Origin of the sequence: Ramlibacter sp. PS3R-8, assembly GCF_037572435.1 — a bacterium.
Lineage (GTDB): Bacteria > Pseudomonadota > Gammaproteobacteria > Burkholderiales > Burkholderiaceae_C > Ramlibacter.
In genome coordinates this window covers 79,982-102,371 of record NZ_JBBHGT010000004.1, presented here as the reverse complement: position 1 = coordinate 102,371, position 22,390 = coordinate 79,982, and the positions used below count along the sequence as shown (strand labels likewise).

22 protein-coding genes are annotated in these 22,390 nt (G+C 69.4%); 20 read left to right on the top strand and 2 right to left on the bottom strand.

Features of this window, described 5'->3' with window-relative positions:
* Window positions 1-4 precede the first annotated feature (4 nt).
* Window positions 5-676, bottom strand: coding sequence for a TetR/AcrR family transcriptional regulator (locus WG902_RS15355; RefSeq protein ID WP_340061009.1), 672 nt, complete (start codon window positions 674-676; stop codon window positions 5-7).
* A gap of 16 nt (window positions 677-692) precedes the next feature.
* Complete coding sequence (locus WG902_RS15350; RefSeq protein WP_340061008.1) at window positions 693-1,229, bottom strand: phasin family protein; 537 nt, start codon at window positions 1,227-1,229, stop codon at window positions 693-695.
* 289 nt (window positions 1,230-1,518) lie between these two features.
* On the opposite strand from WG902_RS15350, the gene WG902_RS15345 reads away from it, so the two are divergent.
* The 20 genes from WG902_RS15345 to WG902_RS15250 are packed head-to-tail and all read left to right on the top strand — an operon-like array spanning window position 1,519 to window position 22,360.
* Complete coding sequence (locus WG902_RS15345; protein WP_340061007.1) at window positions 1,519-3,507, top strand: polysaccharide biosynthesis protein; 1,989 nt, start codon at window positions 1,519-1,521, stop codon at window positions 3,505-3,507.
* Window positions 3,504-4,775 (top strand): lipopolysaccharide biosynthesis protein, encoded by a 1,272-nt coding sequence (locus WG902_RS15340; protein ID WP_340061006.1) that lies wholly within the window; start codon window positions 3,504-3,506, stop codon window positions 4,773-4,775. The genes WG902_RS15345 and WG902_RS15340 overlap by 4 nt, the downstream gene beginning before the upstream one ends.
* The gene (locus WG902_RS15335; protein WP_340061005.1) at window positions 4,775-6,202 is read left to right on the top strand and encodes a hypothetical protein; all 1,428 of its coding nucleotides are present in this window, start codon (window positions 4,775-4,777) and stop codon (window positions 6,200-6,202) included. Before WG902_RS15340 ends, WG902_RS15335 begins: the two co-directional genes overlap by 1 nt.
* On the top strand, window positions 6,199-6,708 hold the full coding sequence (locus tag WG902_RS15330; protein ID WP_340061004.1) for an acyltransferase: 510 nt from the start codon (window positions 6,199-6,201) through the stop codon (window positions 6,706-6,708). Before WG902_RS15335 ends, WG902_RS15330 begins: the two co-directional genes overlap by 4 nt.
* 12 nt (window positions 6,709-6,720) lie before the next feature.
* Window positions 6,721-7,752, top strand: a complete 1,032-nt coding sequence (locus WG902_RS15325; protein WP_340061003.1) for a polysaccharide biosynthesis protein — start codon at window positions 6,721-6,723, stop codon at window positions 7,750-7,752.
* Window positions 7,749-8,861 carry a UDP-2-acetamido-2,6-beta-L-arabino-hexul-4-ose reductase gene (gene wbjC, locus WG902_RS15320; RefSeq protein ID WP_340061002.1) on the top strand — a complete coding sequence of 371 codons (1,113 nt, stop codon included), beginning with the start codon at window positions 7,749-7,751 and terminating at the stop codon, window positions 8,859-8,861. The genes WG902_RS15325 and wbjC overlap by 4 nt, the downstream gene beginning before the upstream one ends.
* A 5-nt stretch (window positions 8,862-8,866) precedes the next feature.
* Window positions 8,867-10,000 (top strand): non-hydrolyzing UDP-N-acetylglucosamine 2-epimerase, encoded by a 1,134-nt coding sequence (wecB, locus tag WG902_RS15315; protein WP_340061001.1) that lies wholly within the window; start codon window positions 8,867-8,869, stop codon window positions 9,998-10,000.
* A 5-nt stretch (window positions 10,001-10,005) separates the two neighbouring features.
* Complete coding sequence (locus WG902_RS15310) at window positions 10,006-11,256, top strand: glycosyltransferase family 4 protein (RefSeq protein ID WP_340061000.1); 1,251 nt, start codon at window positions 10,006-10,008, stop codon at window positions 11,254-11,256.
* Window positions 11,253-12,188: a UDP-glucose 4-epimerase family protein gene (locus tag WG902_RS15305; RefSeq protein ID WP_340060999.1), complete on the top strand. Its 936-nt coding sequence runs from the start codon at window positions 11,253-11,255 to the stop codon at window positions 12,186-12,188. The genes WG902_RS15310 and WG902_RS15305 overlap by 4 nt, the downstream gene beginning before the upstream one ends.
* A gap of 32 nt (window positions 12,189-12,220) precedes the next feature.
* Window positions 12,221-13,555 carry an N-acetyl sugar amidotransferase gene (locus WG902_RS15300; RefSeq protein ID WP_340060998.1) on the top strand — a complete coding sequence of 445 codons (1,335 nt, stop codon included), beginning with the start codon at window positions 12,221-12,223 and terminating at the stop codon, window positions 13,553-13,555.
* 7 nt (window positions 13,556-13,562) lie between these two features.
* Window positions 13,563-14,327, top strand: coding sequence for an imidazole glycerol phosphate synthase subunit HisF (gene hisF / locus WG902_RS15295; RefSeq protein ID WP_340060997.1), 765 nt, complete (start codon window positions 13,563-13,565; stop codon window positions 14,325-14,327).
* The gene (gene hisH / locus WG902_RS15290) at window positions 14,324-14,974 is read left to right on the top strand and encodes an imidazole glycerol phosphate synthase subunit HisH (protein WP_340060996.1); all 651 of its coding nucleotides are present in this window, start codon (window positions 14,324-14,326) and stop codon (window positions 14,972-14,974) included. Before hisF ends, hisH begins: the two co-directional genes overlap by 4 nt.
* 3 nt (window positions 14,975-14,977) lie before the next feature.
* Window positions 14,978-15,997 carry a Gfo/Idh/MocA family protein gene (locus tag WG902_RS15285; RefSeq protein ID WP_340060995.1) on the top strand — a complete coding sequence of 340 codons (1,020 nt, stop codon included), beginning with the start codon at window positions 14,978-14,980 and terminating at the stop codon, window positions 15,995-15,997.
* The gene (locus WG902_RS15280; protein ID WP_340060994.1) at window positions 15,994-16,704 is read left to right on the top strand and encodes an acylneuraminate cytidylyltransferase family protein; all 711 of its coding nucleotides are present in this window, start codon (window positions 15,994-15,996) and stop codon (window positions 16,702-16,704) included. The genes WG902_RS15285 and WG902_RS15280 overlap by 4 nt, the downstream gene beginning before the upstream one ends.
* 3 nt (window positions 16,705-16,707) lie before the next feature.
* Window positions 16,708-17,529 carry an SDR family oxidoreductase gene (locus tag WG902_RS15275; RefSeq protein ID WP_340060993.1) on the top strand — a complete coding sequence of 274 codons (822 nt, stop codon included), beginning with the start codon at window positions 16,708-16,710 and terminating at the stop codon, window positions 17,527-17,529.
* A gap of 4 nt (window positions 17,530-17,533) precedes the next feature.
* Entirely contained in the window at window positions 17,534-18,565 is a 1,032-nt protein-coding gene (neuB, locus tag WG902_RS15270) for an N-acetylneuraminate synthase (RefSeq protein WP_340060992.1), read from the top strand.
* Complete coding sequence (gene neuC, locus WG902_RS15265; RefSeq protein WP_340060991.1) at window positions 18,562-19,698, top strand: UDP-N-acetylglucosamine 2-epimerase; 1,137 nt, start codon at window positions 18,562-18,564, stop codon at window positions 19,696-19,698. Before neuB ends, neuC begins: the two co-directional genes overlap by 4 nt.
* The gene (locus WG902_RS15260) at window positions 19,688-20,317 is read left to right on the top strand and encodes an acetyltransferase (protein ID WP_340060990.1); all 630 of its coding nucleotides are present in this window, start codon (window positions 19,688-19,690) and stop codon (window positions 20,315-20,317) included. Before neuC ends, WG902_RS15260 begins: the two co-directional genes overlap by 11 nt.
* Window positions 20,314-21,783: an aminotransferase class I/II-fold pyridoxal phosphate-dependent enzyme gene (locus WG902_RS15255; RefSeq protein WP_340060989.1), complete on the top strand. Its 1,470-nt coding sequence runs from the start codon at window positions 20,314-20,316 to the stop codon at window positions 21,781-21,783. Before WG902_RS15260 ends, WG902_RS15255 begins: the two co-directional genes overlap by 4 nt.
* A 16-nt stretch (window positions 21,784-21,799) precedes the next feature.
* Complete coding sequence (locus WG902_RS15250; RefSeq protein ID WP_340060988.1) at window positions 21,800-22,360, top strand: sugar transferase; 561 nt, start codon at window positions 21,800-21,802, stop codon at window positions 22,358-22,360.
* The last annotated feature ends 30 nt before the right edge of the window (window positions 22,361-22,390 follow it).

The window sequence follows — 22,390 nt, the reverse complement described above, 5'->3', positions numbered from 1 at the left end:
AACGTCACGCTGCCGGGGCAATGCCGCCGCCATAGGCGCCGGCCAGCTGCAGCAGGTGGGATCGCTGTGCGGGTTCCAGATAGGGTACCAGCAGATGGAGCGCGTGATGCGCTCCCCGCAGCAACGCGAGTTGCGCTGCGTCAGCTTCGAGCGCATGGCGCGGGTCGCGGACGTATTCGAAGCTCAACCAGTAGGTCAGGACCACGACCATGCTGGTGGCGGTGGGTTCGACTTCGCGCGTGTCGATGTGCACGGCGCCGGTGCGGCTCATTCCGTCGAGCAGCCCGCGCACGGCCCGCTGCTTGGCCTTCAGCACGCCCTGGAAGTGCGTTTCCAGCCGCCGGTTCTTCGACAGCAGGTCGTTCAGGTCACGGTACAGGAAGCGGTACTGCCAGATCAACTCGAACAGCGTGTGCAGGAAGAACCAGGCGTCCTCCACGTCGCGCACGCCGTCGGCGGCGTCCAGCAGTTTCATCAATCCGGCCTCGTAGCGGTCGAACAGCGAGTTGATCAGCTCGTCCTTTGCCGGGTAGTGGTAGTACAAGTTGCCAGGGCTGATGTTCAGCTCCGCGGAGATCAGCGTGGTGGACACGTTGGGCTCGCCGAAGCGGTTGAACAGCTCCAGCGTGACCTCCAGGATCCGTTCGGCGGTGCGTCGCGGAGCCTTCTTTGCCATGGTCAGGCCGTGGAGCTCACTCGGCGGTCTTGCGTGCGGCGGTGCGCTTGCGTGCCGTCTTCGCTGTCTTGGTCACCCGGGCCGAAGGCCGATCGGCGTCCGGCCGGGACGGCGCGGCACGGCCGCCACCGCGGCGCAAGGCCGCGACGGAGCGGTTCAATTCGTCGATCCGTTCCACCAGCGCCTGCATGTCGCTGGAGGTGGGCACGCCCAGCCGCTTCAAGGCGCGCGAGACGCGTTCCTCGAAGATGCCTTCCAACTTGTCCCACTGCCCTGCCGCCTTGGCGGTGAAGTCGCCCGCCATCGACGTCATGCGGCTGCTGGCTTCGGCCAGCTTGTCTTCGGCCACCGACTGCGTCTTGCGCTGCAGGCCCACGCCTTCCTTGACCAGCGCCTCGAAGACGCGGCCGCCTTCCTGCTGCGCCTTGGAGAAGGCGCCCAGGCCCGCCAGCCAGATCTGCTGCGCCGATTCCTTGACGGTCTCGGCCAGCTTTTCGGACGATGTGCCGGCGGCTTCGCTTTCGTCCTGGCCCTTTTGCATTTTCTTCACCATGTGCATCTCCTGGGTTGCGGCGGACCCACTTTAAGCCAGCCCGCCGCCCGCATCTAGACCGCTCTTCCTAAAGGGCACCGAAGCAGCGGTTGCGAGGGACCGAGACGGGCAACGGTGCTTCTTGACGCAGAAGACGCAAAAGGAAGACAAAAGACGCAGAAGAATCCAGATTCTGTTGGAAGTCCTTTTGCGCCTTTTGTCTGTCTTCTGCGTCTTCTGCGTTAAACCCTTCGAAGACCTCCTGCTTGCCGGAGCGCGCAGCGCCCGCCGCTAAAATCGCCGCCACCCCATGAAGCTCTTCTTCCTCTCCTGGCCGCGGCCTGCCAAGGTGCTGACGGTGATGCTGCTGGATGCGGTGCTCGCCATCGTGTCGATGTGGGTCGCCTTCTCGCTGCGGCTGGACACCGCGCACCTCCCGGTGGGGGACGAACGCGCGCCCTACGTGCTGGCGCCGATCCTGGCCATCCCGATCTTCGTGCGCATGGGCCTGTACCGCGCCATCTTCCGCTACAGCGGCACGGCGGCCCTGGTGGCCACCACCCAGGCAGTGATGATCTACGGCGCGCTGCTGTTCGTGCTGCTGCTCTGGCTGCGCCTGCCCATGGTGCCGCGCAGCGTCGGCGTGCTCCAGCCCCTGCTGTTCCTGCTGCTCATAGCATCCAGCCGCTCCATCGCCCGCCTCTGGCTGGCGGACATGGGTTTCGTCAAGGGCGCCGGGCCCGCCGGCCGCCTCCTGATCTACGGCGCCGACGGGCCCGGCGTGCAGACGGCCGAATCGATCGTGCGCACCCGCCACTTCAAGCTCCTGGGCTTCGTCGACGACGACCGCTCCAAGGTGGGCCGCATGGTCAACGGCGTGCCCGTCATCGCCGCCTCCGGCATCGCCGACTTCGTGCGCACCTGGCAGGTCACCGACATCCTGCTGGCGCTGCCGCGCGCCACGCGCGAGCGCCGCAACGAAATCATCGCGCAGCTCAGCGCGCTGCCGGTGCACGTGCGCACGGTGCCGAACATGACCGAACTGGCCAGCGGCCAGGTGACGGTGCAGGACTTCCGCGAACTGGACATCGAGGACCTGCTGGGGCGCGACCCGGTCCCGCCGCAGCCCGAGCTGCTGGCGAGGAACCTCGCCGGCAAGGTGGTGGCCGTGACGGGGGCCGGCGGCAGCATCGGCAGCGAGCTGTGCCGGCAGATCGTCGGCGAGCGGCCGCGGCGCCTGCTGCTCATCGACCATAGCGAGTACGCGCTGTACGCGATCCATCGCGAACTCGAAACCCTGTGCCAGGGCCGCGACCTGGCCGTGGAGCTGGTGCCGCTGCTGGCCAGCATCAACGATGCAACGCGCATCGGGCAGATCTTCCGCGCCTTCTCGCCTGCCACCGTGTACCACGCGGCCGCCTACAAGCACGTGCCGATGGTGGAGCACAACCCGGCGCCCAGCGTGGTGAACAACGTGTTCGGCACGCTCAACGTGGCGCGGGCGGCCATCGAGTGCCGCGCCAGCCACTTCGTGCTGGTGTCCACCGACAAGGCGGTGCGCCCCACCAACATCATGGGCGCGAGCAAGCGCATGGCGGAGCTGGTGCTGCAGGCGCTGGCCGCGCGCGGCGCCGTCGGCGTCCATGGCGGCAGTGTTCCCTCCCTGGTGCCCCATCGCACCTGCTTTTCGATGGTCCGCTTCGGCAACGTGCTCGACTCCAGCGGCAGCGTGGTGCCGATGTTCCGCCAGCAGGTGGCCAACGGCGGCCCGTTGACCGTGACCGACCCGCGCGTGACCCGTTACTTCATGACGATCCCCGAGGCCGCCCAGCTGGTGCTGCAGGCGGGCGCCATGGGCGCCGGCGGCGACGTGTTCGTGCTGGACATGGGCCAGCCGGTGCGCGTCATGGACCTGGCCCGGCGGATCATCGAGCTGTCCGGCCTGCGCGTGCGCGACGCGGACAACCCGCAGGGCGACATCGAGATCGTCGTCATCGGCCTGCGCCCGGGCGAGAAGCTGTACGAGGAACTGCTGATCGGCGACCACCCCGAAGGCACCTCGCACCCGCGCATCATGCGGGCGCGCGAGGACTTCGTGCCGTGGCCCGAGCTGTCGGCTTCACTCGACGAGTTGTGGGCCGCGACGCAGGCCAACGACGTCGAGCGCATCCGCGCCATCCTCGGCCAGCGTGTCATCGGCTACGAAAGCGAAGCCGGCGTGGTGGACCACCTGAGCGTCGCGGCGGCGCCATCACCACGCCATGCCGCGCTGTCCCGCGGCCTCGAACGCCCGGGATGACCCGGCGCCACGGACTGGTCTCGGCCGCCCTGGTCTACGTCGTGGCCAACGGCGTCAGCGCCGGCCTGCCCTTCCTGATGCTGCCCGTGCTGACGCGGGTGTTGCAGCCCGCGGAGTACGGCCTGGCCGGCATGTTCGCGGTGCTGGTTGCCTGTCTCACCTCGGTGGTCGGCGTCAACACCCATGCCGCGGCGGGCATGCGCTACTTCGACCGCGAGAGCATCGACCTGCCACGCTATGTCGCCGCCTGCCTGGTGATCGGCGTCGCCAGTACCGCGCTCACGCTGCTGGCTGTGCTGCTGCTGGCGCCCTGGCTGAAGGAATGGACGCAGTTGCCGCTCGCCTGGCTGCCGGTGGCCGTGCTGGTCGCGGCGGCCCAGTTCGTGGTGCAACTGCAATTGACCCTCTGGCAATCCGCTGCGCTGGCCTGGCAGTTCGGCGCGCTGAAGATCGCCCAGGCCGTGCTGGACGCGATCGCATCGCTCGGCCTGGTGCTGGTGCTGCAGCTGGGATGGGAAGGCCGCGCCGGCGGCATGGCGTTGGCGAACGTGGCCGTCGCCGTGGCGGCCTTCCTGCTGCTGCTGCGCGGCCGCTGGATGCGGTTTCCCGCGAGGCGCGAGGACGTGCGCGCGGCCCTGCGCTTCGGCCTGCCGCTGGTGCCGCACCTGGCCAGCGGCATGGTGCTGTTGCTGTTCGACCGGTTCCTGATCGCGGGCACCCTCGGACTGGCCAGCGTCGGCATCTACATGGTGGCCGTGCAGATCGGGATGGCGATGGGGCTGGTGACCGACGCCTTCAACCGCGCCTACGCGCCCTGGCTGCTGGAGACCATCAAGCAGCAGGATGCGCAGCGGGACCTGCGCATCGTGCGCTGGACCTACGGCTATTTCATCGCGCTGCTGGCCGCCGGGTTGCTGGTCGGCTTGCTTGCCGAGCCGCTGCTGCGCCTGCTGGCGGGCGAGCAGTACCTGGAAGCCGCCCCCGCCATCCTGTGGATCGCGCTCGGGTACGCCTTCGGCGGCATGTACTTCATGGTCACCAACTACGTGTTCTACGTCGGGCGCACCGGCAGCCTGGCGATGGTGACCTTCACGGCCTGCGTGGTGAACGTCGTCACGGCCCTGTTCCTGGTGCGCAGCCACGGCATCGTGGGCGCCGCGCAAGCGGCCCTCCTGGGCAAGATCGTGCTGTTCGCGGGCACGTGGTGGCTCAGCCAGCGCTGCCGGCCCATGCCCTGGGCGCGGGCGCTGACGACAGCCAAGGCCTGATGGAGCCGCGCATCCACCGCCGCGACGGCAGCGTGCAGACGCTCGCGGCCTTCCTGCGCGGCTTCTCCGCCAGCCTGTTCCAGCTGCCGCTGCACTACGCGGTGTGCGGCGATGTGGCGCGCTCGCAGGAGCCGGATGCGAGCTGCTGCAAGGTGCTGCACAACCTGCTGTCGATCAAGTCCCGCGTCCTGATGGGGGTGACGGCCGTCATCGACGCGGCGCGCCACCGGCCGGGGGAGATCGTGAAGGTGGAGCTGCCCCCGGCCGTGGCGCGCGCCCTGCGGACCCGGCTCGCGGAGCTCGGCATCGAAGTGCTCGCCCTGCCGCAGGACGTTCCCTTGCTGCCTCGCCAGGTGGCAATGGCCTTTGCGGCCAAGGTGCTGCTGCACCGGCTGTACCGGGTGTTGCGTCGCCGGCTGGTACCGGGCGTGCCGCTGGTTCGTGCCTGGGTGGAGGTCACCGAGACGATGTTCGGCGACCTCTTCGACCGCGCGCAGCTGCGGGTGTACCCCTTCGGCTACGGCGTGCGCCGGCAGGCAAGCTTCGTCCGCGCGCTGGGTGTGCGCGGCGTGCGCTGGTCCTTCGACGGCGTGCCGTACCGCTGGCGCGACCTCCTCGCGCCGCTGTGGCCGGGACCCGATCGCCACCTGCGCCTGGCGGCGGCGGAGTGGCGGGCCTACGATCGCTTCGCCGCCGAAGTGCTGGAAGCGGGCGTGCGAGAAGTCTTCACCAGCGACGAGTTCGAGGTCGGCGCGGTGGCTGCGGGCGACCGCCTGCTGGCGGCCGGCGCCACTTACGTCAACGCCGCGCACGGCATCGGCTTGTACTCGCCGCGGGTGAGCTACAGCGAATTCCGCTACCTGCACGAGCACCAGGCCAGCTTCTACCGCGCGCAGGGTCCTGCCATGACGCTCACGCGGCGCGCCAGCCGCAACGCCAGCCCGCCCTTTCGCCGCGGCGACGTGGAGGCCTTCGAGGACCTGGTGGTCGTCCATGTCCACCAGAACTTCGAGCACTTCGACCTGCCTTCGGAGATCGCGGCGCAGCAGGCCATCCTGGCCGCGCTGTCGGAGCTCGCGCGCGAGCCCGGGGTGACGGGACTGGTCAAGCTGCATCCGAACATGCCGCGTTCGCAGGTGGAAGGAAAACTGCCGGCCAACCTGCGGGTGATTTCGCGCTGGGACGAGGCGCGCGGCGCCCGCCCGGTGTTCCTGACCATCTATTCCACTGCCTTCTACGAGCTGGCTGAGGCCGCCCCCGTGCTGGTTTACGCCGCCCCTACATACAATCCGAAGGTGTACCTCGACGGCGACTTCGACACCTTCACCGAGGCGGACCTGGCGGACCGCGTGCGGGCGCTGCGCGATCCCTCCGCCTGGGGCCGCCTGGTCGACCGGCAGGTGCGCAGCCTGCGGGACCTCGCATGATGCGCAAGCTGCTGGTTCGCCTGCTCACCGCCTTCCAGCTCGCCTTCGTCTATCGCTTCAAGTCGGTCGGCCGCAACATCCGCCTGGACCGCGGCCTGTTCATCCTGCCGGGGCGGGTGTCGCTTGGCGACAACGTCTTCATCGGGCGCTATTCCTTCCTCGACGGCGAGATCCAGATCGGCAATGGCGTCATGCTGGCCGGTTCGGTGGCCATCGTCGGCGGCGACCACGCGTACCGACAGGTCGGCCAACCGCTGTTCGCGGCGCCGCGCGAGCACTGGAACCGGACGGTCATCCACGACGACGTGTGGGTCGGCCACGGGGCCATCATCCTGAACGGCCTGACCATCGGCCGCGGCGCCATGGTGGCTGCGGGCTCGGTGGTGACGCGGGACGTCGCGCCGTATGCGATCGTCGGCGGCAACCCCGCCCGGCTCATTTCCTCCCGGTTCGATGCGGCGCAGCAGGCGGAACACGAGCGGCTGCTGGCGACCCTTCGCGGATAATCGGCAGCACCCATGACCTTCCAGGACAAGACCCTGTTGGTGACCGGCGGAACGGGATCGTTCGGCACGGCCATCCTGCATCGCTTCCTGGACACGCCGATCGGCGAGATCCGCGTGTTCAGCCGCGACGAGAAGAAGCAGGACGACATGCGCAAGCGTTTCGCCAACGACAAGCTGAAGTTCTATGTCGGCGACGTGCGGGACTACGCCAGCATCCTGGGCGCGACGCGCGGCGTCGACTTCATCTTCCACGCCGCCGCGCTCAAGCAGGTGCCGTCCTGCGAGTTCCATCCGATGGAAGCGGTGAAGACCAACGTCATCGGCACCGAGAACGTGCTGGAAGCGGCCATCGCCAACGGTGTCAAGCGCGTGGTGTGCCTGTCCACCGACAAGGCCGTGTACCCGATCAACGCCATGGGCATCTCCAAGGCCTTGATGGAAAAGGTGATGGTGGCCAAGTCGCGCGCCAGCGGCGCCACCGTGATGTGCGGCACCCGCTACGGCAACGTCATGGCCTCGCGCGGCTCGGTCATCCCGCTGTTCGTCGAGCAGCTCCAGGCCGGCAGGCCGCTGACGGTGACCGACCCGGACATGACGCGCTTCATGATGACGCTGGAGCACGCCGTCGACCTCGTCCTCTACGCCTTCGAGCGCGGCCAGAGCGGCGACATCTTCGTGCAGAAGGCGCCCGCCGCCACCATCGCCGTGCTGGCCCGCGCGCTGCTGGAGGTGCTGGGCAAGCCGAAGCACCCGGTGCACGTCATCGGCACCCGGCACGGCGAGAAGAAATACGAGGCGCTGCTGAGCCGCGAGGAGATGGCGGGCGCGCAGGACCTGGGCGGCTACTACCGCGTGGTCCCCGACCTGCGGGACCTGAACTACGGCAAGTTCGTGGAGCAGGGCGAGCCCCGCATCAGCGATGCGCAGGACTACAACTCGCACAACACGCATCGCCTCGACGTCGAGGAAATGAAGGCGCTGCTGCTGAAGCTGCAGTTCGTCCAGGACCTGCTGGCGGGCAAGGACGCCCGCCCCAGCGAATGACCATGAAGGTCGCCGTCACCGGTGCCGACGGCTTCATCGGCCGCAACCTGCGCGCCCACTTCATGGAGCGCAAGGACGTCGAAGTCCTGCCGCTGACGCATCGTTGCACGGACGCGGACTGGGCCGAAGCGGTGCGCGAGGCCGGCGCCGTGTTCCACCTGGCAGGCGTCAACCGGCCGCGGGAACCGTCCGAATTCAGCGCCGGCAACCGCGACCTGACGCGCCACCTGTGCGAGCTGCTGCGCGCGACGGGCCGCCCGGTGCCGGTGCTGTACACCTCGTCGATCCAGGCCGAGCGCGACAACCCCTATGGCCACAGCAAGCGCGAGGCGGAGCAGGCGCTGCTGGACTACCGCGCGGCCACCGGCGCCGCCGTCCACATCCACCGCCTGCCCAATGTGTTCGGCAAGTGGGCACGCCCCAACTACAACTCCGCCGTCGCCACGTTCTGCCACAACATCGCGCGCGGCCTCCCGATCCAGGTGACGGACCCGGCGGCGCCGGTGACGCTGGCGTACATCGACGACGTGGTCACCGCCTTCCTGTCGTTCCTGCAGGCCCAGCCTGGCGACGAGGTGTTCCGCCAGGTCAGGCCGCAGTACACGGTGACGGTGGGCGAGCTCGCCGAGCAGCTGCAAAGCTTTCGCGACAGCCGCGAGACGCTGGCGCCGGGGCGCGTGGGTACCGGATTCGTCCGCGCGCTGTACGCCACGTACGTGAGCTACCTGCCGCAGGACGCCTTCGCCTACGACGTGCCGAAGCACGGCGACGCGCGCGGCATGTTCGTGGAGATGCTCAAGACGCCCGACGCGGGCCAGTTCTCGTACTTCACCGCGCATCCCGGCGTCACCCGCGGCGGGCACTACCACCACACCAAGACCGAGAAGTTCCTGGTGATCCAGGGCCGCGCCCGCTTCAAGTTCCGCCATATTGCCGGCGGCGAGACCTTCGAGCTGTTCACCAGCGGGGCCGAACCGCGCATCGTCGACACGGTGCCGGGCTGGTCGCACGACATCACCAACGTCGGCGACGACGAGCTGGTGGTGATGCTGTGGGCGAACGAGGTGTTCGACCGCGCCCGTCCCGACACTTACCAGCACCCGGTGTGACCACGATGCGCAAACTCAAGGTGATGACCGTCGTCGGCACGCGGCCGGAGATCATCCGCCTCTCGCGCGTGATCGCGAAGCTGGACCAGTATTGCGACCACGTGCTGGTGCACACCGGCCAGAACTACGATCACGAGCTCAACGAGATCTTCTTCCATGATCTGGGCATCCGCAAACCCGATCACTTCCTGGAGGCGGCGGGCGCCAACGGCGCAGAGACGATCGGCAAGGTCATCATCGCGGTGGACGCGGTGCTCGCGCAGGTGCAGCCGGAAGCGGTACTGATCCTGGGCGACACCAACAGCTGCATGGCGGCGATCCCGGCCAAGCGGCGGAAGATCCCGGTGTTCCACATGGAGGCAGGCAACCGCTGCTTCGACCAGCGCGTGCCGGAGGAGATCAACCGCCGCATCGTCGACCACACGGCCGACGTCAATCTCACGTACGGCGACATCGCCCGCGAGTACCTGCTGCGCGAAGGCCTGCCGCCGGAGCTGGTGATCAAGACCGGCAGCCCGATGTTCGAGGTGCTCGCGCATTACCGCGCGGGGATCGATGCGTCCGACGTGTTGCAGCGGATGAAGGTCAAGAGCGGCGGCTACTTCGTGGTCAGCGCGCACCGGGAGGAGAACGTCGACTCCGACCGCAATTTCGCCAGGCTGGTCGACGTGCTCAACGCGGTGGCCGAGCAATACCAGCTGCCGGTGATCGTCTCCACCCATCCCCGCACGCGCAAGCGCATCGACGCGACCGGCGCGAAGTTCCACGCGATGGTGCAGCTGCTCAAGCCGCTGGGCTTCAAGGACTACGTGAAGCTGCAGCTCGATGCGGGCGCCGTGCTGTCCGACAGCGGCACGATCTCCGAGGAATCCTCCATCCTCAACTTTCCGGCGTTGAACCTGCGCGAGGCGCACGAGCGGCCCGAGGCGATGGAAGAGGCGTCCGTGATGATGGTGGGTCTCGAGCGCGAGCGCGTGCTGCAGGGCCTGGCCGTGCTGGCCGACCAGCCGCGCGGCGGCGTGCGCCTGCTGCGCCCGGTGGCCGACTACGGCGTGCCGAACGTCTCCGACAAGGTGGTGCGCATCATCCACAGCTACACCGACTACGTGAACCGGGTGGTCTGGCGCAAGGGAGCGTGAGCTCCATGCGCCTGTTGGTCGTCAGCCAGTACTTCTGGCCGGAAAACTTCCGCATCAACGACCTGGTGAGCGAGTTGGTGGCGCGCGGGCACGCGGTCACGGTGCTCACCGGTTGCCCGAACTATCCCGATGGGGAGGTGTTTGCCGACTTCCGCGCGAATCCGCGCGCGTTCGACACCTTCGCGGGCGCCAGCGTGGTGCGCGTGCCGATGCTGGCACGCGGCAAGGGCGGCCTGCGGCTGGCGCTCAACTACTTCACCTTCGCCTTGAGCGGCGCCACCATCGGCGCCTGGAAATTGCGCGGCCGGCGCTTCGACGCCATCTTCGTGTTCGAAGTCTCGCCGGTCACGGTGGGTCTTCCGGCCATCGTGCAACGCTGGTTGAAGAAGGCGCCCGTCGCGTTCTGGGTGCTGGACCTGTGGCCGGAAACGCTGGAAGCGATCGGCGTGGTGCGGTCCAAGCGCGTCCTCGGCCTGGTGGCGCAGCTGGTGCGCTTCATCTACCGGCGCTGCGACCTGTTGCTGGCGCAGTCCCGCGGCTTCATTCCGCAGATCCGCAAGTATTCCGGCGACACGGAGGTGCGCTACTTCCCCCAATGGGCCGAGGCGGTGCATGACGCGGCCGAAGCTGCAGCAGCGCCCGAGGTCCCGCTGCAACCCGGCGCCTTCACCATCGTCTTCACCGGAAACATCGGCGACGCGCAGGATTTCCCCACCGTGATCGATGCCGCGGAGAGGCTCAAGACCTCCGCGCCGCAGGTGCGCTGGGTGATCGTCGGCGACGGCCGGCTGGCGGACTGGGTGCGCGAGCAGGTGGCGCAGCGCGGGCTGACGCAACAGGTGCTGCTGCCCGGCCGCTTCCCGGTGGAGCGCATGCCGTCCTTCTATCGCCATGCGGACGCGCTGCTCGTCTCGCTGAAGCCGGAGCCGATCTTCGCGATGACGCTCCCCGGCAAGTTGCAGGGCTACCTGGCGGCCGGCGTGCCGATCCTGGCCATGCTGGATGGCGAAGGCGCGCAGGTGATCACCGACGCGGTGGCCGGCGTGGCGGCCAAGGCCGGCGACGCGCAGGCCCTCGCCGCGGCGGTGCTGCGGCTTGCCGCCCTCACGCCGCAGGAACGGCATGCGATGGGCGCGCGCGGGCGCCAGCTCGGGGCCACCGAATTCGATCGCGGCCGCCAGATCGGCAAGCTCGAAGCCTGGCTCGGGGAGCTGCGCCACCCGGCGCAAGCCGCAGCCCGCGAGGCGCGGTTGTGATCCTGGTGACGGGCGCCACCGGCTTCGTCGGCAGCGCGTTGTGTGCCGAACTGGAAGCCCGCGGGTTGCCGTTCCGCGCAGCCAGTCGCAGCCCGCGGCCCGGATGCATCGGCGTCGGCGAGCTGGGTGAGGCGACGGACTGGTCCGCGGCCCTGGCCGGGGTCGACCGCGTCGTCCACCTGGCCGCCCGCGTGCACGTGATGAAGGAGCGGGCCGCCGACCCTTTGGCGGAATTTCGCCGCACCAACGTCGCCGGCACGCTGCGCCTGGCCCGCCAGGCCGCCGCAGCCGGCGTGAGGCGTTTTGTCTTCACCAGCTCGATCAAGGTCAACGGCGAGGAGACGCAGCCGGGCCGGCCCTTCACCGCGGACGACCCGCCGGCACCGCAAGATCCGTACGGCGTCAGCAAGCTGGAGGCCGAGCAGGGACTGCTGGAACTGGGGCGCAGCAGCGGCATGGAGGTCGTGGTGCTGCGGCCACCGTTGGTCTACGGGCCGGGTGTGCAGGCCAACTTCCGGAGCATGCTGCGCTGGGTCAGGCGTGGCGTGCCGCTGCCGCTGGGCGCCGTGGACAACAGGCGCACGCTCGTGGCGTTGGATAATCTGGTGGACTTGCTCATCGCGTGCCTGGAGCACCCGGGCGCGGCGCAGCAGGTGCTGCTGGCCGGGGACGGGGAGGACCTGTCCACGCCGGACTTGCTGCGGCGCGTCGCCGCGGCGCTGGGCACCCGGGCCCGGCTGGTGCCGGTGCCGCCCGCCTTGTTGTCGACGGCGGCGATGCTGGTGGGGCAGGGGGCCGTGGCGCGGCGCTTGTGCGGCTCGCTGCAGCTGGACCTGGGCAAGACCCGCCGCCTCCTGGGGTGGACGCCGCGGGTGGGCATCGACGAGGCGCTGCGCGAGACGGCGCGGGACTTCATTCAATCGGGCGGCTGAACCGCCCGCCAGGGAAAGGGCAGGACCAGGACATGGAGCGCATTGCCGCACCGCAGGACATCGACAAGACGCCGTACGCGCCGGACGCGAAGAATCCGCCGGCCAAGTACGGCCTGCCGCCGGAAGTGAGGTTCTGCACCAGCTGCGTCATCTCGAACCAGCGGCCGAATTCCGCCGTGGAGTACAGCCACACGAAGGATTCGAAGAAGAAGACCATCGCCTTCGACGCGGACGGCATGTGCGACGCGTGCAGGTTCGCGCTGCGCAAGAAGCAGGGGATCGACTGGGCAGAGCGCGAGCGCAGCCTGCGCGAGCTGTGCGACCGCCATCGCAGCAGGAATGGCGAGTACGACTGCATCGTGCCGGGTTCGGGCGGCAAGGACAGCTTCTACGCCTCGCACATGCTGCGCACGAAGTACGGCATGCATCCGATGACGGTGACGTGGGCGCCGCACATCTACACCGACTGGGGCTTCAAGAACTTCCAGGCGTGGATCCACGCGGGCCACGACAACCTGCTGATGACGCCCAACGGCCGCGTCCACCGGCTGCTGACGCGCCTGGCCGTCGACAACCTGTTCCACCCGTTCCAGGCCTTCATGTTCGGCCAGAAGGCGCTGGCGCCCAAGATGGCGCTGCTGCACAAGGTGCCGCTGGTGTTCTACGGCGAGAACGAGGCCGAATACGGCAACCCGATCGGCGACACCGAGTCGGCCAAGCGCGACTGGTCGTACTTCACCGCCGAAGACCAGTCCCGCGTCAGCCTGGGCGGCGTCGCCGTGCCGGACCTGAAGAAGCACTTCGGCGTGGAGCAGCAGGACCTGCTGCCGTACCTGCCCGCCAATCCGGACCAGATCGAGGAACAGAAGATCGAGGTGCATTACCTCGGCTACTACCTGAAGTGGCATCCGCAAAGCTGCTACTACTACGCGGTGGAGCACGGCGGCTTCCAGGCGTCGCCGGAGCGCACGCCGGGCACGTACAGCAAGTACAACAGCATCGACGACCGCATCGACGACTTCCACTACTACACCACCGGCGTGAAGTTCGGCATCGGCCGCGCCACCTATGACGCCGCGCAGGAAATCCGCTCCGGCGACATCACCCGCGAGGAAGGCGTCGCGCTGGTCAAGCGCTTCGACCACGAGTTCCCCGAGCGCTTTGCCGAGGAGATCTTCCGCTACCTGAGCATCCCGGCGAACGAATTTCCGCAAGCCAGCCGCATGTTCGAGCAACCGTTGATGACGCGCGATTACTTCATGAAGCTGGCCGACACCTTCCGCTCGCCGCACCTGTGGAAGTGGCAGGACGGCCAATGGGCCTTGCGCGACGCGGTATGGCATCCGAAGCACCTGCGGGCCGCGTGAAACCTGCATGAGCAACCTGCGCATCATCCCTCGCCTGGACATCAAGGGGCCGAACCTCATCAAGGGGATCCACCTCGAGGGGCTGCGCGTGATGGGCGATCCGCAGGAGTTCGCGCTGCGCTACTACGAAGCGGGCGCGGACGAACTGGTCTACATGGACATCGTGGCCAGCCTGTATGGCCGCAACAACCTGAGCGACATCATCCGCCGCACCGCGGACCGGGTGTTCATCCCCATCACCGTCGGCGGCGGCATCCGCTCGGTGGACGACGCCCGCCACATCCTGCGCTCGGGCGCCGACAAGGTCGCCATCAACACTGCCGCGATCGGCCGGCCCGAACTGATCACCGAGGTGTCGCGCCGCTTCGGCTCGCAGGCCATGGTGCTGTCGATCGAGGCCAAGCAGGTGGGGCCCGGCAAATGGGAGGCCTATACGGACAACGGCCGCGAGCGCACCGGCCTGGACGTGCTGGAATGGGTCAAGCGCGGCGTGGAGCTCGGGGCCGGCGAGGTGCTGCTCACCTCGGTGGACCGCGAAGGCACGCGCAAGGGCTTCGACATCGACCTGGTGCGGCAGGTCAGCCAGGCCGTGCCGGTGCCCGTGATCGCCAGCGGCGGCATGGGCACGCTGGAGCATTTCGTGCAGGCGGCGCGCGAGGGCAGGGCGGACGCGGTGGCCATGGCCGACGTGCTGCACTACAAGCGGCTCACCCTCCCCGAGATCCGCGCGGCTGCGCTGGTTGCGGGCCTCGAGGTCCGAAAGACCGGATGACGCGGCCCCGGATCACGCTCCTGGACTACGGCATGTGCAACATGCTCAACGTCGCGCGCGCCTTCGAACATGCCGGCGCGGACTTGCACATCACCGAAGACCCGGCGGATGTCGTCCACGCGGACCGCCTCGTCGTGCCCGGCGTCGGCGCCTTCCAGGACAGCATGCAGGAGGTGGGTTCGCGCGGCTTTGGCGACGCGATCCGCCGCTACGTCGACACCGGCCGGCCGCTGCTGGGGATCTGCGTGGGCATGCAGATCCTGTTCGAGGGCAGCGAGGAGTTCGGCGAACACCCCGGGCTGGGCATCCTGCGCGGGCACGTCAAGGCGATCCCGAAAGTGACCACTGCCAACGAGCCGCAGCGCGTGCCCCACATCGGCTGGAACCACCTGGTGGAACCGGCGCGAGGCCGCGACTGGGCCGGCACGCTGCTGGCGCCGCTGAAAGGCCGCGACCCGGCGGTGTACTTCGTGCACTCGTTCGCGGCGCAGCCGGCTGAGCCGGCCGACCGGCTGGCCGACTGCGTGTATGGCGGCCACCGCATCTGCGCCGTCGTGCAGCGGGGCAACGTGATGGCCACCCAGTTCCACCCCGAACGCAGCGGCGAGACGGGGCTCGATGTGGTCCGCCGCTTCCTGGAGACTTGAGGCATGGCCGCGCACCGCACTGCCACGCGTTTCCTGCTGGTGAGTCTCGGCAGCATCGGTCGCCGGCACCTCGCCAACCTGCGCGCCCTGCGGCCGGACGCACGCATCGGCGTGCTGCGCCTGCAAGCCGGGCCCGACGCGCCCTTGCCGCAGGGAGCCGACCTGCAGTTCCATGCGCTGGCGCAGGCGCTGGAGTTCGCACCCGACGCGGCCATCGTCGCCAGCCCCGCGTCCCGCCATGCGGAGGTTGCGCTGCCCCTGCTGCGGGCCGGCGTCCCGGTGCTGGCCGAAAAGCCTCTCGCCGATTCCGCCGCGCAGGGCGAGGCCATGGTTGCCTGTGCCCGCGCGTCCGGCGCGCTGTTGATGACGGCGTACAACCTGCGCTTCCTGCCCTTGCTGCGGGAAGTGCGGCGGCTGCTGCAAGGTGACACCCTCGGCGAGGTGCTGTCCGTGCGCGGCGAGGTCGGCCAGTACCTGCCCGATTGGCGGCCCGGCACGCGCTACCAGGAGGCGGTGTCCGCGCAACGTGCGCTCGGGGGCGGGGCCTTGCTGGAACTGAGCCACGAGCTGGACTTCCTCGGTTGGGTCTTCGGGCCTCCGCGGCGTGTCACCGCCACCGGCGGGCGCTACAGCGGGCTGGAGATCGACGTCGAGGACCTCGCCGAAGTGACCCTGGCGTACGAGCAGCCGCGGCGGCTGGTGCAACTGCGCCTGGACCTGTTGCAGCGCGTGCCCTCGCGCACCGGTCAGGCGATCGGCAGCCAGGGCACGCTGAGGTGGGATGTCATCGCCAACACCCTGGGCCTGTTCCGCGCGGACGGCGCGGGTTGGCAGGCGCTGCAGGTGCCCGCACTCCCCGACCGCAATGCCACGTACGTCGAGGAGCTGCGCCATTTCCTGCGGGCGGTGGAAGAGGGTGCACCCTGCGAAGTGGACGGCGCGCAAGGCCTGGCCGCGCTGCGCATCGTGGAGGCGGCGCGCCGCTCGATGGCGCAAGGCCGCACCGTGGAGCTCGCCGCATGAGGACCATCGCCTTCATCTTCGCCCGTGGCGGGTCCAAGGGCGTGCCGGGCAAGAACATCAAGCCGCTGGCCGGCAAGCCCCTGATCGCCCACTCCATCGACGTGGCCCGGGCCTGCCCCGGCATCGAGACCGTGATCGTCTCCACCGACGACGAGGCGATCGCCGACGTGGCGCGCCGGCACGGCGCCGAGGTGCCGTTCCTGCGGCCCGCGGAGCTCGCCACCGACAGTGCGCCCGAGTGGCTGGCCTGGCGCCATGCCATCGCTTGGGTGCAGCAGGACCGCGGCCCCTTCGACGTCTTTCTCAGCCTGCCGGCCACCTCGCCGTTCCGCAGCGTCGCCGACGTGCGGGCTTGCCTGGACATGCTGGCCTCCGATCCCCAGGCGGACGTGGTGATCACGGTGCGCGAGGCCGAGCGCAGCCCCTGGTTCAACATGGTGAAGCTGGACGCCGCGGGCTACGCCAGCCTGGTGATCGAGCCGCAGGGGGAAGTGGTGCGGCGCCAGGACGTGCCGGAGGTCTTCGACATGACCACCGTGGCCTATGCCGCGCGGCCCGGGTTCGTGCTGCGGGCCGATCGCCTGATGGCCGGCAAGGTGCGCAGCGTGCTGGTGCCGGCCGAGCGGGCCCTGGACATCGACACGCCAAGGGATTTTGCGCTGGCGGAAATGATCGCGAAGCTGCAGGCTTCTGCCCATCCCTCCTGACCCATGGCCACCGTGACTCCCCTGCGCACCCTTGCCGAACTCGGTGACCTGAGTGGCCGCGTCGCCGTGCTCACCGGCGGCGCCGGCCACATCGGCCGCGCGATGGCCGAGGCGCTGGCCGAGCGGGACGCCGTGGTCTGCCTGGTGGACCGCGATGCACCGGCCCTGCAGTCCGCCGCCGATGCCCTGCGCGGCGCAACCGGCGCAACCGTGCACGCCTTGCCGGTGGACCTGGAGGATGAGGCGCAGCGCGTGGCCCTGCCGCAGCGCGTGCGCGACCTGTGCGGCCGCGCCGACGTCCTGGTGAACAACGCGGGCTTCGTCGGCGACAGCGCGCTGCAGGGCTGGGTCGCCCCCTTCGAGCAGCAAAGCATCGCCACCTGGCGACGCGCGCTGGAGGTCAACCTCACGGCGGCATTCCATCTGGCGCAGCTCTTTGCGCCGTTGCTCCAGGAAGGTGGCCACGGCAGCATCGTCAACGTCGGCTCGATCTACGGCGTCGTGGGTCCGGACATGGACCTGTACGAGGGCACGGCCATGGGCAACCCCGCGGCGTACGCCATCAGCAAGGGCGGCCTGGTGCAGGCGACGCGCTGGCTGGCCACCGTGCTGGGCCCGCACGTGCGCGTCAACTGCATCAGCCCCGGTGGCGTGGCGCGCGGGCAGGCGCCGGCGTTCGTGCAGAAGTACGAGGCGCGCACGCCCCTCAAGCGCATGGGCCGCGAGGAGGACTTCAAGGGCGCCATCGCCTTCCTGGCCAGTGACCTGTCGGCCTGGGTCACGGGTCAGAACCTGATGGTGGACGGCGGCTGGACCGCGTGGTGACGCCATGAGAACTTTCGTCATCGCTGAGGCGGGGGTCAACCACAATGGCGACGAGGCGCTGGCGCTGCAGCTGGTGCAGACCGCCGCCGAATGCGGCGCCGACGCCGTCAAGTTCCAGACCTTCGACGCCGACAAGCTGGTGCTGCGCGGCGCGGCGAAGGCGGAGTACCAGAAGCGGCAGACCGGCGCGGGTGACCAGCATGCGATGCTGAAGGCGCTGGAGCTGTCGCGGGATGCGCATCGGCGGCTGTTCGCCCGCTGCACGGAACTGGGCATCGAATTCATGTCGACGCCGTTCGACGAGGAAGCGGCGGATTTCCTGCTGCAGCTCGGCATGGGGCGCATCAAGGTGCCATCGGGCGAGATCACCAATATGCCCTTCCTGGAATTCCTCGCGGCCAAGGACGTTCCGCTGATCGTCTCCACCGGCATGGCGTCGCTGTCGGAAATCCTGGACGCGGTGCGCACGATTGCCGCCACGCGCCAGGGCCGGGGCTTCCGGGCCTCGATGAAGGAGATGGTGACGGTGCTGCATTGCACGTCCAACTATCCGGCCGCCTACAGCGACGTCAACCTGCGCGCCATGGCGACCATCGCGCGCGCCACGCGGCTGCCGGTCGGCTACTCGGACCACACCAGCGGCATCGCGGTGTCCGCGGCGGCCGTCGCGCTGGGCGCGACCATCATCGAAAAGCATTTCACGCTGGACCGCGCCATGGCGGGTCCGGACCATGCGGCCTCGCTCGAGCCGCGGGAACTGTCCGCCATGGTCAGCCAGATCCGCGCGGTCGAGGCGTCCATGGGTTCGGAGACCAAGGAGCCCACCGCGTCCGAGTTGCCGGTGCGCGCGCTGGTGCGGCGCAGCGTGACGACGGTGCGCGACATCGCCGCTGGCGCCACGCTGCAGCTGGCGGACCTCACGCTGCTGCGCCCCGGCACGGGCATCGCCCCGCGCGAGCGCGACCGGGTGCCCGGCAAGCGCGCGCGCCGCGCCATCCCCGCCGGCTCCACACTGCGGTGGTCGGACCTGGAATGAAGCGGCGGCGCATCTGCTACGTGAGCGGCACCCGCGCCGACTTCGGGCTGATGCGGTCCACGCTGCAGGCGATCCATTCGCATCCGCAACTGGCGCTGGAGATCGTGGCGACCGGCATGCACCTTTCGCAGGCGCACGGCCAGACCCTGCGCGAGATCGAGGCGAGCGGGTTGCCGATCCGCGCGACGGTGCCGGTGGAAACGGACCCTCCCACCGGCGCCACGATGGCCCGCAACATCGGCCAGATGCTGGTGGCCTTCACCGCCCTGTGGCAAGAGCAGCGGCCGGACGTGGTGCTGCTGCTCGGCGACCGTGGCGAGATGCTGGCCGGCGCGCTGGCCGCGATCCACCTGAACATCCCGGTGGCGCATGTCCACGGCGGCGAGCGTTCCGGCACCGTGGACGAGCCGGTGCGGCACGCCATCACCAAGCTGGCGCACCTGCACTTCACCGCAAGCCCCGGCGCGCGGGAGCGCGTGGTGCGCATGGGCGAGGCGCCGGACCGCGTGTGGGTCACGGGAGCGCCGGGACTCGACGGCCTGGCGGCACTGGCCACGCGCCCGCGCGCGGAGTTGGCGCGCGAGGCCGGCTTCGACCCGGACCGGCCGATCGCGCTGTTCGTTTTCCATCCCGTGCTGCAGGAGGCGGACGCTGCCGGTGCGCAGGCCGCCGCGATCCTGGACGCGCTGGCTGCGCAAGGCCTGCAGGTCCTGGCGCTGCTGCCGAATGCCGATGCCGGCAGCCAGGCGGTCCGCACCGTGCTGCAGCAACGCAGCCAGGCCGGGGAACTCCGGTTGGCGACGCACCTGCCGCGGGCGGACTTCGCCAGCTGGATGGCCGCCGCCGACGTCCTGGTCGGCAATTCCAGCGCCGGCATCATCGAGGCGGCCACTTTCGGCACCCCCGTGGTCGACATCGGACAGCGCCAGCACCAACGCGAGCGCAACGCCAACGTGATCGGCTGCGATGCCGATGCGCCAGCCGTCGCCGCGGCCGTCCGGCAAGCGCTGGGCCACGGCCGCTTTCCCGCCGACAATGTGTACGGCGACGGCGCCAGCGGGCCGCGCATCGTGCAGCTGCTGGCGACCGTTCCACTGGATGCCGCCCTGATGAAGAAGACCAATGCCTACTGACAAGATCCTGCTGCTCGGCGCCGGCGGCCATGCCAAGGTGGTGCTCGACGCCATCATCGCGGGCGGCCGCACGCGCGCGGACATCGACGTGGTCGACGACAGGCCGCAACTGCAAGGCCGCGATTACCTCGGCGGGCCGATCCTCGCGCGCGAGGCCTCCACCGCCGACCTGTTCCACGTCGGCATCGGGGTGGGCCGGGTGCGCGAGCTGCCCTTCGGGGAGCTGGCAGCCGCCTTGCACGTCCCGTTCACCGTGCTGCATCCCGCGGCGGTGATCTCGACGTTCGCCGTGGTGGGCGCCGGCAGCTTCGTGGCGGCGCTGGCGGTGGTCGGGCCGATGGCGCGGCTCGGTGAATCCGTTATCGTCAACCATGGGGCCGTCGTCGACCACGACTGCGTCGTCGGCGCCTTCACGCACATCGCGCCGCACGCCACGCTGGGCGGGTCCGTGCAGATCGGCCGCCGCGTCATGGTGGGGGCGGGCGCCAACGTGCTGCCGGGCGTGCGCGTCGGTGACGACAGCACCATCGGCGCCGGGGCCGTCGTCACCCGCGACGTTCCTTCCGGCGCCACCTGGGTCGGCGTGCCGGCCGCACCCCTGAGCCGAAGGCCGCAGTGAACGACATCGGCCCGATGCAGGTCGTTCGCGCCGGCAACCTGCGCGAGGTGCTGGCGGCGCTGGACAAGGCGGGCACCGGCATCCTGCTGCTGACGCAGCCGGACGGCGCCTTCGAGCGCACGGTCACCGACGGTGACTTGCGGCGGCTGCTGCTGGAGACGGGTTCGCTGGAGGCGACGCTGGAACGCCTGCCGAAGATTCAATCCGTGGTGCTGCCCGAGGGCTTCACGCGCCGGCAGGCGCTGGACCTGATGAACCAGCATGCCATCAACCACGTGCCGGTGCTCGATGCCGCGGGGCGCGCGGTGGCCGTGGTGGAGCGGCGCGAGATCGACGAACAGATCCTGCTGTCCACGCCGCACATGGGCGACACGGAGCGCGACTTTGTGGAGGAAGCGTTCCGCACCAACTGGATCGCTCCGCTCGGCCCCAACGTCGACGCTTTCGAGCGCGAGCTGGCCGACCTGGTGGGCATCGGCCACGCGGCCGCGTTGAGCTCCGGCACCGCGGCGATCCACCTGGCGCTGCGTCTGCTCGGCGTGGGGCCCGGCGATCGCGTGTTCTGCTCCACGCTCACCTTCGCGGCCAGTGCCAACCCCATCGTGTACCAGGGCGCGGAGCCGGTCTTCATCGACTCCGACGACATCAGCTGGAACATGTCCCCGGCGGCGCTGGAGGCGGGCCTCGTCGCGGGCCAACGGGAAGGCAAGCTGCCCAAGGCCGTGATCGTGGTCAACCTGTACGGCCAGAGCGCGGACATGGACCCGCTGATGGCCCTGTGCCGGCAGTACGGCGTGGCGCTGGTGGAAGACGCGGCGGAGTCACTGGGGGCGCGGTACAAGGGGCGCGCGAGCGGCACCTTCGGCGCGCTCGGCATCTATTCCTTCAACGGCAACAAGATCATCACCACCTCGGGCGGCGGCATGCTGGTGTCCGACGACCAGGCGATGATCGAGAGGGCACGCTTCCTGGCGACGCAGGCGCGCGACCCGGCGCCGCATTACCAGCACAGCGAGATCGGCTTCAACTACCGCATGAGCAACATCCTCGCCGGCGTGGGGCGCGGGCAGTTGCGCGTGCTGCAGCAGCGGGTGGAGGCGCGGCGTGCCGTGTTCCTGAAATACCGCGCGGCGCTGGCCGATATCGATGCGCTGCAATGGATGCCCGAGCCGCAATGGAGCTACGCCACGCACTGGCTCAGCGCCTGCACGATCACGCCGCGCTCCGGCATGGACAGCGCAGAATTGATCCGCCGCCTGGCCGGCGAGCTGATCGAGGCGCGTCCTCTGTGGAAGCCGATGCACCTGCAACCAGTGTTCGCGCAGTGCGCCTACTTCCGTCACGGTGCCGAATCGGTGTCGGACCGGCTGTTCGCGCAGGGCCTGTGCCTGCCTTCCGGATCGAACATGAGCGAGGCGCAGGTGGACCGCATCGTCGACACGATCCGCAAGGTCGTGCGCGGTTGACGGGGGCCGCCGTCGCATGAAGCGATTGTTCGACCTGCTGCTCGGCACGCTGGCGCTGGCCCTGCTGGCCGTGCCGATGCTGCTGGTGGCGCTGGCGGTGCGGCTGTCGTCCGAAGGCCCCATCCTGTACTGGTCCGACCGGGTGGGGATCCGCAACCGCATCTTCCGCATGCCGAAGTTCCGCACCATGCGCATCGGCACGCCGCCGGTGGCGACGCACCTGTTGCCCGAACCGGACGCGTGGCTCACGCCCATCGGCGCTTTCCTGCGCAAGACCAGCCTGGACGAATTGCCGCAGCTGTGGAGCATCCTCAAGGGTGACATGAGCTTCGTCGGCCCGCGCCCCGCGCTGTTCAACCAGGACGACCTGATCAGCCTGCGCACGCAGCGTGGCGTGGACGCGCTGGTGCCGGGCCTGACCGGCTGGGCGCAGGTGAACGGGCGCGACGCGCTGTCCATTCCCGACAAGGTGGCGCTCGACGAGGAGTATTTGCGGCGGCGCAGCTTGTGGCTCGACCTGCGGATCCTGCTGCTGACCTGCATCAAGGTGGCGCGCAGCGACGGTATCAGTCATTGAGTCACCGGGGTTCGGCTTCGCGCTCACCCC

Bases quoted from the DNA above. Each gene is read 5' to 3' on its own strand.
- neuB (WP_340060992.1), top strand. From the start codon at position 17,534: ATGAGAACTTTCGTCATCGCTGAGGCGGGGGTCAACCACAATGGCGAC.
- wecB (WP_340061001.1), top strand. From the start codon at position 8,867: ATGCGCAAACTCAAGGTGATGACCGTCGTCGGCACGCGGCCGGAGATC.
- WG902_RS15345 (WP_340061007.1), top strand. From the start codon at position 1,519: ATGAAGCTCTTCTTCCTCTCCTGGCCGCGGCCTGCCAAGGTGCTGACG.
- WG902_RS15280 (WP_340060994.1), top strand. From the start codon at position 15,994: ATGAGGACCATCGCCTTCATCTTCGCCCGTGGCGGGTCCAAGGGCGTG.
- WG902_RS15300 (WP_340060998.1), top strand. From the start codon at position 12,221: ATGGAGCGCATTGCCGCACCGCAGGACATCGACAAGACGCCGTACGCG.
- WG902_RS15260 (WP_340060990.1), top strand. From the start codon at position 19,688: ATGCCTACTGACAAGATCCTGCTGCTCGGCGCCGGCGGCCATGCCAAG.
- WG902_RS15310 (WP_340061000.1), top strand. From the start codon at position 10,006: ATGCGCCTGTTGGTCGTCAGCCAGTACTTCTGGCCGGAAAACTTCCGC.
- WG902_RS15330 (WP_340061004.1), top strand. From the start codon at position 6,199: ATGATGCGCAAGCTGCTGGTTCGCCTGCTCACCGCCTTCCAGCTCGCC.
- WG902_RS15350 (WP_340061008.1), bottom strand. From the start codon at position 1,229: ATGGTGAAGAAAATGCAAAAGGGCCAGGACGAAAGCGAAGCCGCCGGC.
- WG902_RS15285 (WP_340060995.1), top strand. From the start codon at position 14,978: ATGGCCGCGCACCGCACTGCCACGCGTTTCCTGCTGGTGAGTCTCGGC.
- hisF (WP_340060997.1), top strand. From the start codon at position 13,563: ATGAGCAACCTGCGCATCATCCCTCGCCTGGACATCAAGGGGCCGAAC.
- WG902_RS15355 (WP_340061009.1), bottom strand. From the start codon at position 676: ATGGCAAAGAAGGCTCCGCGACGCACCGCCGAACGGATCCTGGAGGTC.
- WG902_RS15340 (WP_340061006.1), top strand. From the start codon at position 3,504: ATGACCCGGCGCCACGGACTGGTCTCGGCCGCCCTGGTCTACGTCGTG.
- neuC (WP_340060991.1), top strand. From the start codon at position 18,562: ATGAAGCGGCGGCGCATCTGCTACGTGAGCGGCACCCGCGCCGACTTC.
- hisH (WP_340060996.1), top strand. From the start codon at position 14,324: ATGACGCGGCCCCGGATCACGCTCCTGGACTACGGCATGTGCAACATG.
- WG902_RS15250 (WP_340060988.1), top strand. From the start codon at position 21,800: ATGAAGCGATTGTTCGACCTGCTGCTCGGCACGCTGGCGCTGGCCCTG.
- WG902_RS15335 (WP_340061005.1), top strand. From the start codon at position 4,775: ATGGAGCCGCGCATCCACCGCCGCGACGGCAGCGTGCAGACGCTCGCG.
- WG902_RS15325 (WP_340061003.1), top strand. From the start codon at position 6,721: ATGACCTTCCAGGACAAGACCCTGTTGGTGACCGGCGGAACGGGATCG.
- WG902_RS15275 (WP_340060993.1), top strand. From the start codon at position 16,708: ATGGCCACCGTGACTCCCCTGCGCACCCTTGCCGAACTCGGTGACCTG.
- wbjC (WP_340061002.1), top strand. From the start codon at position 7,749: ATGACCATGAAGGTCGCCGTCACCGGTGCCGACGGCTTCATCGGCCGC.